Here is a 16,629-nt window from a genome sequence, read left to right as displayed (position 1 = left end):
GCAATTACACCTTTTCCAGTTTAACGGCACATTTTTTGTAATCCGTTTCTTTTGAAAGCGGATCGGTTGCATCCAGTGTTAAGTTATTCACTAGCTGCGCAGCATCGAAGAACGCCATGTAAACTAAGCCTTTTGGTGGTCTATTACGGCCACGAGTTTCAACAATCGTGGTCACATCACCACGGCGTGAAACTACTTTGACTTTATCACCACGGCGTAAACCTCTCTCTTTCGCATCGATTGGATGTATAAACACAAGAGATTCAGGGAAAGCACGGTGTAGTTCAGGAACACGGCGTGTCATACTACCGGTATGCCAATGTTCTAATACACGGCCTGTTGATAACCATAAGTCATATTCTTTATCTGGCGATTCAGCAGCAGGCTCAAATGGCAGTGCAAAAATGACCGCTTTACCATCAGGTTTACCGTAGAATTGATAACCCGCGCCAGCCTTAACGTAAGGGTCATTTCCTTCGCTATAACGCCACTGCGTTTCTTTGCCATCAACCACTGGCCAACGGATACCGCGCGCTTTGTGGTAGTCATCAAAATCAGCCAAGTCATGACCATGACCACGACCAAAGCCAGCGTATTCTTCGAACAGCCCTTTTTGTAAGTAGAAGCCTAATTCACGTGATTCATCGTTAAGTTGGTCTTCGGCTAACTCGCTTACAGGGAACTTCGTTACCGCTTGGTTAGCGAATAACACGTCATACAACGTTTTACCGCGTAATTCAGGTTTTTTCGCGAGTAACTCTTCAGGCCACACTTCATCCGTTGTAAAGCGTTTAGAGAACAACACCATCTGCATTAAGTCAGATTTCGCTTCGCCTGGTGCTTTAACTTGCTGACGCCAAAACTGAGTACGACGTTCCGCATTACCGTAAGCGCCTTCTTTTTCTACCCACATTGCTGTTGGTAAAATCAAGTCGGCAGCCAATGCGCTGACCGTTGGGTATGGGTCAGATACCACGATAAAGTTACGTGGGTCGCGCCACCCTGGCATACGCTCTTGGTTGATATTCGGGCCCGCTTGCATGTTGTTGTTACACATTACCCAGTAGAAATTCAATTTACCGTCTTTTAAAGCACGGTCTTGGGCAACGGCGTGTAAACCCACTTTTTCAGGGATCGTCCCAGCAGGTAACCCCCACACACCTTCTACTTTTTCACGGTGTTTTTCATTGGTAACCACCATGTCCGCAGGTAAACGGTGTGAGAACGTACCGACTTCACGAGCAGTACCACACGCTGATGGCTGGCCTGTTAATGAGAACGGCCCACAACCCGGTTGAGAAATTTTTCCTGTCAGTAAGTGCAAGTTATACGCTAAGTTATTCGCCCAAACACCGCGAGTGTGCTGGTTAAAGCCCATGGTCCAATAAGAAACCACTTTCGTTTTAGGGTCTGCGTAAAGTTTAGCGATTTCTTCTAACTGATCTTTTGGAACCCCGGTCATTTCTGCGGTTTTGTCTAACGTATATTCTGCAACAAAGGCTTTATACTCGTCCCATGTCATTGGCTCAGACGCATCAGAACCTGCATTTTTCGCATTTTGTTCGAGTGGGTGAGTTGGGCGTAATCCATAACCGATATCTGTTGCACCACGACGTAAATTCACGTGTTTATCGAGGAATTCCTGATTAACTGCGTTATTTTGAATGATATAGTTTGCAATATAGTTCAGGATCACCAAGTCAGATTGTGGTGTAAAGACGATGCCGTTATCCGCTAATTCAAAGCTACGGTGTTTGAAAGTCGATAACACCGCAACACGCACGTCAGGGTTAGACAGACGACGGTTGGTGATACGAGACCACAAGATTGGGTGCATTTCTGCCATGTTTGAACCCCAAAGGACAAACGCGTCAGCATGCTCAATGTCATCATAACAACCCATTGGTTCATCCATACCGAAAGTACGCATGAAGCCCACTACCGCAGAAGCCATACAGTGGCGTGCATTAGGGTCTAAGTTATTAGAACGGAAACCACCTTTGAACAGTTTTGATGCCGCATAGCCCTCCCAAACTGTCCACTGGCCCGAACCGAACATACCAATCCCTTCAGGACCTTTTTCTTTTAATGTGGTTTTGACTTTTTCTTCCATAACATCAAAGGCTTGCTCCCACGTAATCGGTGTGAACTCCCCATTTTTGTCATATTCGCCGTCTTTCATACGCAACATTGGCTGCGTTAAACGGTCTTTTCCGTACATAATTTTTGGTAAGAAATACCCTTTGATACAGTTTAGACCACGGTTTACAGGGGCTTCTGGGTCACCTTGGCTGGCCACAATACGACCATTTTGAGTGCCCACCAGTACCCCACAGCCTGTACCACAAAAACGACAAGGGGCTTTGTCCCATTTAATACTTTCTTGTTGACCAACCACTGCTTTCGCAATGCTCGGTGCGCCAATACCGGCCGCCGCAGCAGCGGCCGCTATCGCATTGGCTTTCATAAAGCTACGACGACTGAGTTTCATAATCTTCCTCACCTTGCTCTTCCTGCTGATGGTAAACCAGCGAAACATCTAGTACGCCGTCAATATCGCGTACTAAATCAATAGTATCTAACAACGTTCTACTACCTTGCCCTTCAACAACCACAATCAGTTTTCCGTTGTCTGGGGCGCTTAACGCCACCTCACAATTAGAAAGTTGATTAATTTCTTCGGCCACAGTAGACAGTCGTTCACTTTTTACTTGTACTATTAAACTGCACACTTGATAGTTACTGTGCATGTTCATGCTCCACGGTAATGGCTGAAACTGGGCAACCTGCGACACAAGCACCACAGCCTGTACAACCTGGTGTTTCTACTTTTGGCTGGTATATACCGGCCATTGACGGACGAAAAGAGATGACTTCAGGCTCACAACTGTCTTGGCAACGTCGACATTCAATCGAAAGATAAGCAAGACAATTTTGGCCAATCGAAATTGAGATATCCCAAGGTTGGGAATGTTTTGGAAGGAAAATAGGTTCTGGACATGCTGTTGCACATGCATAGCAAAATGTACATTCACCACGCTTAAAATCAACAACAGGGTAGCCCCCTGCTCCTGGTTGGATAATTGCCGTTTCGCAACTTTCAACACAGGCATTGCAACGGGTACACAATTCGATAAATTGCGTTTCACTACCACTCCATGGCGGCCGAACCACTGGGGCTGCACTACGCCACGCACCAGTTAATACTCCCCGACGGGTGAGATCAACCATGTTTTTTTCCTTTACATTGCCAACAAAAAAACTAAAACGTATTGATAAACCGCATTTTTTATATGTGTATTTATGAGAAATATTAACGATAGAGGTTATAAAAATACATACTACCAAGTGGGTAAAAGAGGTAATTACCCGTATACGACTAGAAATGACAACATTTACGTTATTTACTCACCATTAGCTAAAAGTAGCACCAAAATGATAACCAAGTAGGCCTTTTTAATTATTTATTAACATTTTTTTAATATGTATTATTAATTTAAACTCAAGTTTTAATTTTTTAAATTATAATTCCAGCTCAAAACTACTACTAAAGTGGTATGTGCAATGTCATTTAGCAAAAAAATATCTGTATTTTTTTTGATATTAAACAACTTTCATTTCTAACTTTATTTTAAAAACAGCACTCAAATATTTAAAATAAAAAAATTATTTTAAAATCAATAAAATAAAATCAGATAACGCCAAATATCAAAATAAGAATCATTACTAATTAATTATTAAAAGTAACAGTTTAAAACTACAGAAAAATAACTATATCAATTTCAATAATACCTATTTTTTATTATTTCCTCACATTCTATTTCCTTATTACAAATTATCTTTTGATCAAAAACAATATTTTTAGTGTGGTTTTTTGTTACACATATAAATTGGCAATGTCTTGGTAGCAGATGAAAGCTTGCTATCAAACCTAAATAACAAAAAGATACCCAAAATAGTTCGAGTCACAGGTCACATTACAACAACAACTCGAAAAATGAAGGGATGACTGGCTAAAATTACTCGAGGCCCTTTTTATGGCAAACATAAGAAATAATGCACTATGCTTATTGAGTCTGGTTGCAGGAATATTTCTCTTTACCTCTGTTCATGCTCAAACTCCGACTAAAGATAGTACATCTACCATCAACGCTCGAAATGAAACTTTCGAAGCTGCTCACCCTGATCAATACCACTCTTGGCGAGCAACATCCGAGCAATCAAACCGAGAAGACGCATTAGCGGAAGACCCTCGCTTAGTCGTTCTCTGGGCTGGATACCCATTCTCACGCGACTACAACAAACCTCGTGGTCACGCCTATGCGGTCATCGACGTCCGTGAAACCTTACGAACCGGTGCTCCTAAAGATGCCCAAGATGGTCCACTTCCGATGGCATGTTGGAGCTGTAAAAGCCCCGATGTGGCGAGGCTAATCCAAGAACATGGCGAAGATGGCTATTTCGAAGGTAAGTGGGCAAAAGGTGGCCCCGAAGTGGTTAATGTCTTAGGCTGTGCAGATTGTCATAAAACAGACTCTGCGGATTTTGCAAAAGGTAAACCAGAGCTAACGCTTTCACGCCCTTATGCAGAGCGTGCAATGGAAGCGATTGGCAAACCGTTTGATAAAGCCAGTCGGTTCGATCAGCAATCCATGGTGTGTGGACAATGTCACGTGGAATACTATTTCTCTGGCGATAAAAAATCAGTGAAATTCCCATGGGATAACGGTACCAAAGTCGAAGATATGGAAGTCTACTACGACAACATTGGTTTCTCTGACTGGACCAACTCATTGTCGAAAGCGCCTATGCTAAAAGCCCAACACCCAGAATATGAAACTTGGAGTGCGGGTATTCATGGCAAAAATAACGTGACCTGTATTGATTGCCATATGCCAAAACTGCAAAACGAAAAAGGCGAACTGTATACCAGCCATAAAATTGGTAATCCATTCGACAATTTCGAACAAACCTGTAGCACTTGCCATACCCAAAGCAAACAACAACTGCAAGATGTGGTTGCTGAACGTAAAGTCGCTATCCAAGAGATGAAAATCAAAGCGGAAGACCAATTGGTTCGCGCTCACTTTGAAGCAAAAGCTGCATGGGATGCAGGCGCAACAGAAGATGAAATGAAGCCAATTTTGACTGATATTCGTCATGCACAATGGCGTTGGGATTTAGCTATCGCCTCCCACGGTATTCATATGCACGCACCGGATGAAGGCCTGCGTATGTTAGGTGGTTCGATGGATAAAGCGGCAGATGCACGAACCAAGCTCGCTCGCCTGTTAGGCTCAAAAGGCATCACCCATGAAATTGCCATTCCAGATATTTCAACCAAGGAAAAAGCGCAACAAGCCATTGGTTTAGATATGCAAAAAATCAATGCGGAAAAACAAGAGTTCTTAAAAACTGTGGTTCCGCAATGGGATGACCAAGCTCGTAAAAATGACCTATTAGCCAAATAACCATGATTTGCCCCAAATAATGGGGCAATACAACCAATGGAGTGAATATGAGCGTACTACGTTCGTTATTAACTGCTGGGGTGCTGGCAACAGGCTTATTATGGGCAACAGCCGCATCCGCAACCCCACAAATGGCCCAAGAAAATACAGAAGGCCGTTGGGTTGTCACGCAGCAACGCAGCGCTGACAAAGCCTGCTTAGACTGCCATAAACCTGACCAAGAAGGCATGCATGGCACTCACGCAGAAGTGGTTAACCCTAACAATAATTTACCCGTGACTTGTACCAACTGCCACGGTAACCCAGGGCCTGATCACCGTGAAGGTGTCAAAGATGTCATGCGCTTTAACAACCCAATGTATACCGTTGAGCAACAAAACAGTGTCTGTCTATCATGTCACTTACCGGAGCAGCTGCAAAAAGCGTTCTGGCCTCATGATGTTCACGTCACCAAAGTAGCCTGCGCGAGTTGCCATGACCTTCATCCGAAACAAGATACGATGAAGGTGCTGACTGATAAGGGCAAAGTAAAAATATGTGTCGACTGCCACTCAGATCAACGCAATAACCCTGATTTCAACCCAGCAGCGGTGAAATTGCGTAAGGAGCAGCCATGAGTTGTTCTCGTCGTCAATTCATTATCTACTCAGGAGCACTGGCGGCGGTAGGAGGAGTTGCTAGCCATGCGCTAGCTAACACCATGAAAATAGATGGCGTTCGCTACGGCATGGTGCACGATGAAAATCTGTGCATCGGCTGTACGGCGTGTATGGATGCATGCCGAGAGGTTAACCAAGTCCCAGAAGGTGTTTCGCGGTTAACTATCATCCGTAGTGAGCCTATTGGCCAGTTTCCTGATGTTAAATACCGTTTTTTTCGCCACTCCTGTCAACATTGTGAAAGTGCACCTTGTGTCGATGTTTGCCCTACTGGTGCCTCTTTTATTGATAAAACGACAGGGATTGTTGATGTCAACCCTGACTTATGTGTCGGCTGCCAATACTGTATTGCTGCCTGCCCTTATCGCGTCAGGTTTATTCACCCCATCAATAAAACCGCGGATAAATGTGATTTCTGCCGTAAAACGAATCTAAAAAAGGGCAAGCAGCCGGCTTGCGTCGAATCTTGCCCGACCAAAGCATTAACCTTTGGTAATTTAGATGACCCTAAGAGCGATATTTCGTTGATGCTAAAAGAAAAACCGACTTATCGATTCAAAATTGCACTCGGTACTCACCCCAAAATGTATCGGGTTCCGTTCAAATATGGGGAGGTTAGCCAATGACAACAGCTTCTGCTTTCCATTTTGAATCCTTAGTGTGGGACTGGCCCATTGCGGTTTACTTATTCTTAATTGGTATTTCGGCTGGGCTTGTGGTACTTGCGGTACTTATGCGCCAGTATTATCCCACTTCGGCTGACAGTGATAGCACTCTCATGCGCACAACACTGATTTTAGCTCCGACGACGATCATCTTTGGGTTATTGATCTTAATTCTCCACTTGACGCGTCCATGGACGTTCTGGAAATTAATGTTTCATTACAGCCCGACCTCAGTTATGTCGATGGGTGTGATGTTATTCCAAGTGTATATGGCAGTGCTTGTTATTTGGCTAGCTAAAATCTATGAAAAAGAACTCATTGTTTTACAGCAAAAATGGCTGCCCAAATTTACCATCATCCCAAGAGTATTAACCCTGCTAAACCGTGCAATGCGTTTTCTGGATATTGTGATGCTCATATTGGCCGTTTTGCTTGGGGCTTATACCGGTTTTTTACTTTCAGCATTAAAATCTTATCCATTCTTAAACAACCCATTATTACCAGCTTTATTCCTATTTTCAGGAATATCTTCAGGTATTGCGGTATCACTCATAGCAATCGCATTGCGCTACCGCAAAAATATTCATAACGGCGAAACCGCATTTTTGCACCGTATCGAAAGCTTTGTTATTTGGTTGGAGATATTCCTATTAGCGGCCTTTTTTGTCGGGTTAGCTTTAGGAGACGATGGGAAAATCCGTTCATTAATTGCTGCATTAGGCGGTGGTTTCTGGACTTGGTGGTTTTGGATTGGTGTTGTCGGGTTTGGTTTTATTATTCCACTTCTATTCAAGAAATGGATGGACAAAGGACAAGGCGCAGCAAGAGTATTAATTATCAGTGGTGCAAGCTTACTGGGTGTCTTCTGCTTACGCTTCTTTGTGTTATACGCAGGGCAGTTGACCGTCGCATAACTCACTAAATAATAAGGGTAATCATTGGAACTCATACTCCCAGAAATTGGCTTTCTCTGCCTCGCATTGGCACTCTGTATTGCCTGTTTCCAAGCATTGTTTGGAGTTATTGGTTTCTTCCGCTATATTCCGAGGCAAATGCCTCGGAATATTCTTTGGACCTACTTACAGTTTCTTTTCTTGCTCGTTGCTTATATTTGTTTAACTATCAGTTTTATTCAAAGTGACTTTTCGGTCGTATATGTGGCGCAACATAGCCATCGGCTATCGCCGCTATATATTAAAATTGCGGCAGTATGGGGAGGCCATGAAGGGTCAATATTTCTTTGGCTGCTGTTTATCTCAGCTTGGAGTTGTCTATTTGCATGGCGTTATCGCCAGCAAACTCATCTCGTGTTTCCTCTCACACTAACGCTTCTTGCCATTATCAGTGCGGCATTATTACTGTTTATCGTATTTTATTCTGACCCCTTTGTTCGCATTTTTCCTCCCGCTATTGAAGGGAGAGATCTCAACCCAATGCTGCAACATTGGGGATTAATATTACATCCCCCTCTACTTTATTTAGGCTATAGCGGGTTAATGGTCGTAACCGCCTTAGCGCTTGCATCTACACTTTGCGGGCAATTTAACCAAACTATCGCCGGGCTCTGTTGGCGCTTTGTCGTTCCTAGTTGGTGCATACTCACTTTGGGTATCACTCTTGGGTCATGGTGGGCATACAGTGAACTTGGTTGGGGTGGTTGGTGGTTTTGGGACCCTGTTGAAAATGCGTCATTATTGCCATGGCTAAGTGCAACTGCCCTATTTCATAGCTTAACAGTCTCACGCAAAACTGGGCACTATCGCCACTGGTCTATATTGCTGGCAATTCTTACGTTTATTTTATCTTTATTAGGCACATTAATTGTACGCTCAGGGATTTTAATGTCTGTCCATGCGTTTGCTTTGGATAACGTTAGGGCTGCTCCCCTCTTTTTATTGTTCAGTTTTCTGAGTTTCGGGGCTTTATGTATATATGGTTGGAAAGCTAAAAATATCGATAATTTACCAACTAATATGAATCGCCGTCAGCTTTACTTATTACTCACTTTAATCCTATTTTCTACTGTATTATTTATTGTTCTGACGGGCACGCTTTACCCAATGATTTACACGCTATTTGGTTGGGGGAAAATATCGGTTGGGGCACCTTATTTTAACCAAGCGTTATTACCATTTGGTATTTTAATGCTAATCATAATGGCTGTGAGTGCCATTTATCCTCTTAGTAAAACTCGCATTAAACCCCAATGGCGTATTCTTTTAATTCTACTTCTCAGTGTGTTATTAAGCTTCTTTCTTTGGTCTAAAGGACTTGTTATCGCCCTTTCTTGTGGCTTTTTATTTGCAATTTTACTTATCTTTTGGCTACGTCCTATCGATGCTATTCGGCAACATTTCCCTTCCCTTATCGCTCATACAGGAGTTGTAATTTTTGCTGCTGGTATTGCCTTGTCAATTGGTAGCCACCACGAAACGAGTGTTAATCTTTCTGTTGGGCAATCTATTTCACTCGCCGGTTATCAATTCCAATTCAACGAACTGCAACTTGAAGCTAAATCTAATTACACGACCGAAAAGGCTATTATACAAATTAGCAAAGCTGGCCAGCCATTACACCAGTTAATCACCGAGCGCCGCCTTTATACCGCTCGCCAGCAATTAATGATTGAACCTGGTATATATTGGGGATGGTTACGCAATTGGTATGCGGTATTAGGTGAGAAAACAGGAACAAATAGCTACGCGATGCGCCTTTACGTGCAAGATGGCATTCAATGGATTTGGGGCGGTGCGTTTGTTATGTGTTTTGGCCTATTAATAAGCTGGGTAAAAGGGAGAATAAAAAATGCTTAGAATCCTATTAGCACTATTTTTCCTATTTTTCTCTTTTATATCCAATGCTCAAATCGTTGATGTGTGGGAATTTAATTCCATTGAAGAACAAGAGTATTCTTTGCAGATCGCCTCACAGTTACGTTGCCCGCAATGCCAAAACCAAAATTTACTCGAATCCAATGCCCCCACAGCAGTAAGTATGCGCCACCAAGTTTTTAAAATGGTTGCAGAAGGAAAAGATAAAGCGCAAATCATGCACTATATGACCGAACGATATGGTGATTTCGTGCTGTATAACCCACCGCTAACGATTGGAACTGCCCTGCTTTGGGGATTGCCTGCTATTGCTCTGATTGGCATTTTTTATTTCATTTTCAAATTTACTCGGTCACAAAAACAGCAACTTATAGAGAACAATTTTAGCCATCGACAAATATCCGAGCAATTATTACCCCCAGATATAACAACACCCTCGACTATCCTGCAATGGCATTTTAATAAATTACTTGCCATATTAATTGTGTTGGTTGTTATTGGTTACTTCTTCTCACCTCGATTTGAATTAGCTTATCAGGAATATCAACGTATATCCGATCCACTGCTCTCATTCACACCATTGCAGCAAGAACAAAAGGATTTATTACGCTTACAAAATGATATTCGTCAATCGCCTAAAAATAGTGAGCTTTGGGCTATACTGGGTGAATATTATCTTTATCAAAACAGTTATGATAATGCGTTGATTGCTTATCAAAGAGCACTAAAATATGGCGGGGAAAATGCTCAAATATACTCTGCTATTGCAACCGTTTTATATTACCAAGCAGGTCAACAGCAAACCGAAGATGTCAGAGCGGTAATTAACAAAGCATTAAGCCTTGATAATCAAGAAATTACCGCATTAATGCTAGTTGCTTCTGATGCCTTTATGAATGCAAATTATGAGCAAGCGATTGATATTTGGCAAAAGTTATTAGATAGTAATAGCTCTCGTATTAATCGCTCTCAGCTCATTGAAGCTATTCATATGGCAAAAATAATGAAGAATAAAAAATAATAATCTTATCTTTATTATTAATTTTATTACGCTAGGGATTAATACATACTAAATTATCACAGTAGTGATAAAATATTCTTTTATGAATGTCTATTTATTTAAATGTGTAATTTTTCGTTTCTTATTGATTACCATTGTGTCCCCCCTATATTACTTCAAATAATCTTATGTTAGATTGGCAACAGTAAATTATCCCAAATATAATCCAAGTATATCTCCGTAAGTGAGATTATCAATTAAAATTTAGCTTATGGTGATAAATTTTATTTACTTTTATATTTTGGCATTCATTGGGAGGTTCAAAAATAATAACATAAGAAATAAACACTATGAAAAATAAAATATTTTCATTTTTAGTTATTGGCCTAATTGCAGGCGCGTCCTTTATAGGAGGCGTTGTAAGTAACTATACACCTGATTTAGACATTGTAGAAAAATCTCAAAAAGCGGTTGAAGATTTTTTAGCATTTCCCAAAACAGCTGAGTATAAAAATGTTAAATATCATGAGATAAGAGAAACCTTAGACCATGGTATGCTAGGCTATGTATGCGGTGAAGTACTTATTTTTACTAGCCAAAATTCATATTCATTTAAACGTTTTGTGGTCAAAACTTATCTTCATAATGATGGCCGTAATGTTGTTTCCATTCCATTAATCGATAGAGATGATAAAGAATTTCCTGATAATGACTTTAATGTTATTTGGAATAAGTATTGTAATAATTAAGTAAATATAAAACCCAATTGTTTAAATAAGATATTTCCGAGCCCTTTAAAATTTCATTAATATATCAAAGGGCTCAAATTAAATATTACATAAAAAACTATATTCTCTTTAGATATCTGTCATTCCGTAAATCAATCCTTTAATGATGATTACATTTTATCGTGGAGACTCTGTACTAACAGAGCATCTAGGCAAAATGCGATCAATTCAGACTATCTCCTTTTGAGCTATCCCTCATATAGAATTATTTTTCAATAGTAATTCATCCCTGCTTGATATAAAGTCTCAGCCTTTTTTCAAAATAGTTACTCTTGGAGGCGAAATGTTTATCGGTTTTGATTACGGTACATCTAACTGCGCTATTGCGGTCATGAAGAACGGGATCCCCACATTATTACCATTAGAAGGCGATAACGTTTATATCCCATCAACCTTATGCGCACCGACAAGAGAATCAGTCTCTGAGCATTTATTTCGCCATTGTAAAATCGCCCCCTCGAATGAAATCGGGCAGCAAATTTTAAAAAGATCTATCGCATTTAACCGTGATGAAGGGATCGATTTAATGCCTGAAGACATCGTATTTGGGCAAGCCGCTTTAGATTTATATTTAAGTGATCCTAGAGATGTATATTATGTGAAGTCCCCTAAATCATTTTTGGGAGCATCTGGCTTACATGAGACTCAAATTAGTTTTTTTGAAGACCTTGTCTGCGCCATGATGAAAAATATAAAGAATACCTCAGAAAATAATTTACAACAGATTATTGATGATACTGTGATTGGACGCCCTATTAACTTTCATGGTCGTGGAGGGGAACTCTCGAACCAACAAGCAGAATCAATACTCTATCGCGCGGCAAAACGCGCAGGATTTAATCATATTACTTTTCAATTCGAACCCGTAGCCGCAGGGCTTGAATATGAATCAACATTAAATAAAGACCAGATTATCCTAGTCGTTGATATTGGTGGTGGAACAACGGATTGTTCATTAATCCAAATGGGGCCCACTTATAGAAATGCACAAGACAGAACACAATCCTTACTTGCTCATAGTGGACAACGGGTGGGTGGAAATGACCTTGATATTTACCTTGCATTAAAACAATTGATGCCGCTTTTTGGGATGGAAAGCCAATCTTTATCAGGCATTAAAATGCCATTCCTGCAATTTTGGAACCCTATTGCTATCAATAATGTTGAAGCACAAAAAGAGTTTTATTCAAGACAAAACTTGGCAGCGTTAACACGCTTAAAACAAGATGCAAAAGAACCTCAAATAATATCTCGATTACTAGAAGTTTATAATGAAACATTAGGTTATAGCTTAGTACGTAAAGCTGAAGAAGCTAAAATTGCTTTATCAGACGCCTCAAGCTATTTAGCACAAATTAAATTAATTTCTGAAAAATTAGAAGTGAATATTCCCCATGAACAAATGGTGGAATCAATTGAATCACCAAAAAGTAAAATGATTGAATTGGTTAAAGAAGCAGTCAACCAAGGCGGGGTCAAACCTGATGCTATTTACGTTACAGGTGGGAGTGCTCGCTCCCCAATATTACACCAAGCTATTAGCCAAGAATTACCTAATATTCCGATAGTACGTGGGGATGATTTTGGTTCCGTTACTGCAGGGTTAACGCGTTGGGCTGAGACTTGTTTTAAATAAGCGACAGAAACACTAATAGCGCAGAATAAATAAGATTCATATTTAGACTGCGCTATTGGTACAAAATATTATTTCTTAACTTTATGAACAATATCAAAGTACTTATCTTTATTATCTTGCTCTGGATAAATACGATATGTGTATTCTTCTGGGGTTACTGTGACATTTTCAACAACACGAGTAAACAAGACTTTACCCTCGTCATCTTTCGCTGTTAATGAGCGAGTTTTGCCATTTTCATCAAATGACCAGTCACCTTTCATTTTAGGTTTTCCATCAAACGTGGTCATATTAAATGTACCGTCTGGATAATACTCAGCTAAACCAAAAAAGTTAGCGACTTGTTTATCATCTGCATTAACTTCTTTTTTATCTTGATCTAAAGCTTCTGTCGTTGTCCATACTTTGCCTACCATAATTTCTTCGTAAGCATTTAATTTATGTTCCGCATTCTGTGATTGGCTTGCTGCTGGAGTTGTAGCTGCTTGAACAGCAAATGACATAGTAGATACAACAGCAAAGAGTGTAGGTACTAATAATTTTTTCATTTTTATCCTCTAATAAATTAACTCAAACAACAATTTGATTAAGTTAAGATTAGCGATATAAAACCAATTTTGAAAATTATATTACGTTTATTTACAAGATAATATCTTATTACAATTAGTAAATACTATTTTACAATAAAAAATATATCGAAAATTCATGAATTTTAAAATTAATACTCTTAATTTTAGCTATCAAGCAATTTATTAATCAACCAGTACCCCGCTTTTCCGGGTGGATTATTCTTAGACCAAACTAAATCCACATCAATTTTACGTGGCCATAAATCATAATTAATACTCACTAAACGGTTATGTCCAAATTGCTTAACTAACCATGTTGGTAATATTGCCCATCCAGCCCCTTGTTCTGCCATTTCTAATAATAATAAATAATTAGGTGCAAACCAGTTCTTTTCACTATTAATAATAATTTGGCTGCTACTGCTTAGCCGTAATTGACGAGTCATCGTTAAATGTTGATAAGTTATTTTTTTCTCTTTAGCTAATGGATGACTATCTAATACATATAAACCTAATTCACCTTGAATAGGTAAACGAGAAAAAGAAATATCCGCAGGATATTCTGTACGGGACTCCATCATACCAACATGGGCTTGTTGGTTCTGGATCATTTCGATAACAGCATTATTTTCTGCAATTAAAAACTCAAACTCAAGATGTGGAAATTGCCTATCTAATGTTGTTACAATATGCTCAGCATGAGGTGGCTGATAGGTATCTGAAAAAGCACAACTTAACCTAGGCTCAATATCAGGGAGCAACTCAACTCTAAGCGCTTGAAGACGCTCATCTGCTGATAAAATATCCTCAACTAAGCTCAAAACTTTTCTACCTGCAAAAGTCAATGTTGATTCACGCCCCTGCCTATCAAATAACGCAAACCCCAAATCGTCTTCAAAACCACTGATTGTCGTACTGACAGTTGATTGGCTTTTATTTAATTTACGTGCCGCAGCAGAGAATGACTTTAAGGATGCCGCTTCCACAAAGGTACGCAATGTTTCTATAGAATAGTTCATAAGGTATCGCTTTTTTCGATGGCTGCCATTTTGTATATATATAAAAAATAGCAAATAATTGCACCCGATTTTTACCTAAAAATTAATTTTCTATATCTTTGAGGTAGTTATGAGCAAGTATACAAAAACATTAACTGAGCGAATTTTTCATGCAGTTTCATTTGAGGTCATCGCAATTGCGATAACTGCACCGGTCAGTGCGTGGCTTTTAGGACGCTCAATTTTCCAAATGGGAACAGTAGCTATTGTCTTATCGACGCTGGCAATGCTATTAAACTTATTTTATAACATGGCTTTTGACCGTTATTGGCCTTTATCCAAGGGGTCTCGCCCAGCCAAAGTGCGTGTTTTTCATGCTGTTGGTTTTGAATTAAGCTTTGTGATCATGGGTGTCCCAATGCTGGCGTTTTTACTTCAAATGTCATTCTTAGATGCATTCTTACTTGAAATCGGCTTTTTTGTCTTTTTCTTATTTTATACTTATGCGTTTAATCTTGGATATGACCTTTTACGTGTCCGTTGGTTTGCAAATAGAGAGAACGCTGTAAGTATCTCTGAAGCGGTAGCTAAACGCTCTTAATTTTACTCTTAATAAATATTCGAACACCGTGTTGCTTATCTTCACGGTGTTCTTTGTATATTAAAACCCCTATAAACACGCCGAAATAATCCTCTTTTTTTTGCAAAAAATAAAATAGAGAATGATATTTAACTAATTTATCACACAATTAACCTCATTAAGGCTTGGCTACTCACCAAGCCTTTTTAGTTATAAATAATATTTCATTAAAAATCAAAATATTAACAAATTATAATATGCACCCACCAAAGTTGATAATAACTATCATTTGCAATTGATAATTATTAACATATAATTCGAATCGTTATTTTACCTTATGAGTCATAACTCAAACATAACTACTTAATACCTGAATTGGTCTCCCCTCTTTAGGTTCAACGAGAAAGAATATTGAGGTTTTATGATGAGTCGAAAATTAATCACTTTTATGCTATCCATAACACTTCATGTTCTTGTTATTGGGTACTTAACCTATGTTACGGCTCAATCATTATCCTTAAAAAACCAAGCACAACAGGATGCGCCTATTATATCGATCGCATTGACTCAAGCTGTCAACGTTGCAGAACCTGAAGAGCTCCCCCTTCCTATAGACACACCTAGTGAGGTAAAAATTGCTTCCAGCCCAATAGTTGAACACGCCGTCATTGTTGCGCCTAAAAAGCAAAAAAAGGTGATCAAAACCCCAAAAGAACCTGTGAAGCCCAAAGAACTCACTAAAAGAACTGAAAACGCGCACAAACCAGCTAATACAGAAATTAAAAATGATTTGCCAATCGCACAACAACAAAAGGCTGGAGCCCTTGTATCGTCTCAATCCGCAGGAATAAAAGGCCCCAAAAACCAACATGCGACTAGTGATACTAATAGCCAATTAATTAATGCTTACCGTGAAAAACTACGCCAAGAAGTTGAGAGAAATAAACAATACCCTCGCCGCGCTAAAAAAATGAAAAACCGTGGTATTGCAACAATACAATTTCAATTAAGCCAAAACGGGGAAATTAGCTTAATTCGCTTAGCAAGTAGCTCAGGAAATGATTTATTAGATCAAGCTGCTTTGCTTGCAGTACAAAAAAGCCGCTCTGTAGGTAAACCACCTGCAGGTTTTGCTCAATCTATAACACTTAATATTGAATTTAATTAACCTCTGTTGAAAATAAATATTATTCCCACTAAGAAGCTACGTCTTAATTAGGTATTAGATATTCATCTAATAGATAGTTATTCCGTATTTGCTTTTTATTCCGAAAAATAATGATAATCTTTATTAATTTTTTAGAACAATTAATGACTCTAGAGAAATTTATTATTATTTTCCAACTATACTGCTAGAAATATTCTCCCTATTTTTCGAAAACTCCTCACCTAGAGAAATATTTTCTCTACAAAACCAAATATTAACATTTCT

The 16,629-nt window shown here is 39.5% G+C and carries 15 protein-coding genes; 10 read left to right on the top strand and 5 right to left on the bottom strand.

The genetic code is table 11. The features are described 5' to 3' along the window. Nucleotides 1-4: 4 nt before the first annotated feature. From napA to napF, 3 genes are read right to left on the bottom strand one after another with little or no spacing between them, the layout of a single operon-like run. Nucleotides 5-2,491, bottom strand: a complete 2,487-nt coding sequence (napA, locus tag P3L44_RS05825; RefSeq protein ID WP_272662088.1) for a nitrate reductase catalytic subunit NapA — start codon at nt 2,489-2,491, stop codon at nt 5-7. After that, nucleotides 2,472-2,750, bottom strand: a complete 279-nt coding sequence (napD, locus tag P3L44_RS05820) for a chaperone NapD (protein ID WP_172974353.1) — start codon at nt 2,748-2,750, stop codon at nt 2,472-2,474. Before napD ends, napA begins: the two co-directional genes overlap by 20 nt. Continuing rightward, nucleotides 2,740-3,231, bottom strand: coding sequence for a ferredoxin-type protein NapF (napF, locus tag P3L44_RS05815; RefSeq protein WP_004262238.1), 492 nt, complete (start codon nt 3,229-3,231; stop codon nt 2,740-2,742). The genes napD and napF overlap by 11 nt, the downstream gene beginning before the upstream one ends. A gap of 806 nt (nt 3,232-4,037) precedes the next feature. Between napF and nrfA the strand changes: the two genes are divergently transcribed. From nrfA to yegD, 8 genes are all read left to right on the top strand, one after another. Further along, complete coding sequence (gene nrfA, locus P3L44_RS05810) at nt 4,038-5,471, top strand: ammonia-forming nitrite reductase cytochrome c552 subunit (protein ID WP_004262239.1); 1,434 nt, start codon at nt 4,038-4,040, stop codon at nt 5,469-5,471. Nucleotides 5,472-5,518: 47 nt separating this feature from the next. Then, nucleotides 5,519-6,088 (top strand): cytochrome c nitrite reductase pentaheme subunit, encoded by a 570-nt coding sequence (gene nrfB, locus P3L44_RS05805; protein ID WP_272662087.1) that lies wholly within the window; start codon nt 5,519-5,521, stop codon nt 6,086-6,088. Next, nucleotides 6,085-6,756: a cytochrome c nitrite reductase Fe-S protein gene (gene nrfC / locus P3L44_RS05800; RefSeq protein WP_272662086.1), complete on the top strand. Its 672-nt coding sequence runs from the start codon at nt 6,085-6,087 to the stop codon at nt 6,754-6,756. The genes nrfB and nrfC overlap by 4 nt, the downstream gene beginning before the upstream one ends. Continuing rightward, on the top strand, nt 6,753-7,709 hold the full coding sequence (gene nrfD, locus P3L44_RS05795; RefSeq protein ID WP_004262263.1) for a cytochrome c nitrite reductase subunit NrfD: 957 nt from the start codon (nt 6,753-6,755) through the stop codon (nt 7,707-7,709). The genes nrfC and nrfD overlap by 4 nt, the downstream gene beginning before the upstream one ends. A gap of 24 nt (nt 7,710-7,733) precedes the next feature. Continuing rightward, nucleotides 7,734-9,608 carry a heme lyase CcmF/NrfE family subunit gene (locus tag P3L44_RS05790; RefSeq protein WP_272662085.1) on the top strand — a complete coding sequence of 625 codons (1,875 nt, stop codon included), beginning with the start codon at nt 7,734-7,736 and terminating at the stop codon, nt 9,606-9,608. Then, nucleotides 9,601-10,647: a heme lyase NrfEFG subunit NrfF gene (gene nrfF, locus P3L44_RS05785; RefSeq protein WP_272662084.1), complete on the top strand. Its 1,047-nt coding sequence runs from the start codon at nt 9,601-9,603 to the stop codon at nt 10,645-10,647. The genes P3L44_RS05790 and nrfF overlap by 8 nt, the downstream gene beginning before the upstream one ends. 329 nt (nt 10,648-10,976) lie before the next feature. Then, nucleotides 10,977-11,375: a hypothetical protein gene (locus tag P3L44_RS05780; protein WP_004262270.1), complete on the top strand. Its 399-nt coding sequence runs from the start codon at nt 10,977-10,979 to the stop codon at nt 11,373-11,375. Nucleotides 11,376-11,697: 322 nt separating this feature from the next. Then, the gene (yegD, locus tag P3L44_RS05775; protein ID WP_140171105.1) at nt 11,698-13,050 is read left to right on the top strand and encodes a molecular chaperone; all 1,353 of its coding nucleotides are present in this window, start codon (nt 11,698-11,700) and stop codon (nt 13,048-13,050) included. Between the two features lie 68 nt (nt 13,051-13,118). On the opposite strand, the gene P3L44_RS05770 is transcribed toward yegD, so the two are convergent. Continuing rightward, nucleotides 13,119-13,598 (bottom strand): DUF4822 domain-containing protein, encoded by a 480-nt coding sequence (locus P3L44_RS05770; protein WP_004262272.1) that lies wholly within the window; start codon nt 13,596-13,598, stop codon nt 13,119-13,121. A 185-nt stretch (nt 13,599-13,783) separates the two neighbouring features. Next, nucleotides 13,784-14,638, bottom strand: coding sequence for a LysR family transcriptional regulator (locus P3L44_RS05765; RefSeq protein ID WP_004262273.1), 855 nt, complete (start codon nt 14,636-14,638; stop codon nt 13,784-13,786). Between the two features lie 109 nt (nt 14,639-14,747). Here P3L44_RS05765 and P3L44_RS05760 point away from each other — a divergent pair, with 109 nt between their 5' ends. After that, on the top strand, nt 14,748-15,218 hold the full coding sequence (locus tag P3L44_RS05760; RefSeq protein ID WP_004262274.1) for a multidrug/biocide efflux PACE transporter: 471 nt from the start codon (nt 14,748-14,750) through the stop codon (nt 15,216-15,218). A gap of 403 nt (nt 15,219-15,621) precedes the next feature. After that, nucleotides 15,622-16,365: an energy transducer TonB gene (locus tag P3L44_RS05755; RefSeq protein WP_272524922.1), complete on the top strand. Its 744-nt coding sequence runs from the start codon at nt 15,622-15,624 to the stop codon at nt 16,363-16,365. Nucleotides 16,366-16,629 lie beyond the last annotated feature (264 nt).

It is taken from the genome of Providencia sp. PROV175 (assembly GCF_032707045.1).
Classification (GTDB): domain Bacteria; phylum Pseudomonadota; class Gammaproteobacteria; order Enterobacterales; family Enterobacteriaceae; genus Providencia; species Providencia hangzhouensis.
The sequence above is the reverse complement of the archived record's forward strand: the minus strand, read 5'-3'. Positions and strand labels throughout refer to the sequence as shown.

What these genes read in the sequence shown, in the direction of transcription:
- nrfA (WP_004262239.1), top strand. Translation starts at nt 4,038, where the DNA reads ATGGCAAACATAAGAAATAATGCACTATGCTTATTGAGTCTGGTTGCA.
- P3L44_RS05770 (WP_004262272.1), bottom strand. Translation starts at nt 13,598, where the DNA reads ATGAAAAAATTATTAGTACCTACACTCTTTGCTGTTGTATCTACTATG.
- nrfB (WP_272662087.1), top strand. Translation starts at nt 5,519, where the DNA reads ATGAGCGTACTACGTTCGTTATTAACTGCTGGGGTGCTGGCAACAGGC.
- nrfF (WP_272662084.1), top strand. Translation starts at nt 9,601, where the DNA reads ATGCTTAGAATCCTATTAGCACTATTTTTCCTATTTTTCTCTTTTATA.
- P3L44_RS05755 (WP_272524922.1), top strand. Translation starts at nt 15,622, where the DNA reads ATGAGTCGAAAATTAATCACTTTTATGCTATCCATAACACTTCATGTT.
- yegD (WP_140171105.1), top strand. Translation starts at nt 11,698, where the DNA reads ATGTTTATCGGTTTTGATTACGGTACATCTAACTGCGCTATTGCGGTC.
- napF (WP_004262238.1), bottom strand. Translation starts at nt 3,231, where the DNA reads ATGGTTGATCTCACCCGTCGGGGAGTATTAACTGGTGCGTGGCGTAGT.
- P3L44_RS05765 (WP_004262273.1), bottom strand. Translation starts at nt 14,638, where the DNA reads ATGAACTATTCTATAGAAACATTGCGTACCTTTGTGGAAGCGGCATCC.
- nrfD (WP_004262263.1), top strand. Translation starts at nt 6,753, where the DNA reads ATGACAACAGCTTCTGCTTTCCATTTTGAATCCTTAGTGTGGGACTGG.
- P3L44_RS05760 (WP_004262274.1), top strand. Translation starts at nt 14,748, where the DNA reads ATGAGCAAGTATACAAAAACATTAACTGAGCGAATTTTTCATGCAGTT.
- P3L44_RS05780 (WP_004262270.1), top strand. Translation starts at nt 10,977, where the DNA reads ATGAAAAATAAAATATTTTCATTTTTAGTTATTGGCCTAATTGCAGGC.
- napA (WP_272662088.1), bottom strand. Translation starts at nt 2,491, where the DNA reads ATGAAACTCAGTCGTCGTAGCTTTATGAAAGCCAATGCGATAGCGGCC.
- nrfC (WP_272662086.1), top strand. Translation starts at nt 6,085, where the DNA reads ATGAGTTGTTCTCGTCGTCAATTCATTATCTACTCAGGAGCACTGGCG.
- napD (WP_172974353.1), bottom strand. Translation starts at nt 2,750, where the DNA reads ATGCACAGTAACTATCAAGTGTGCAGTTTAATAGTACAAGTAAAAAGT.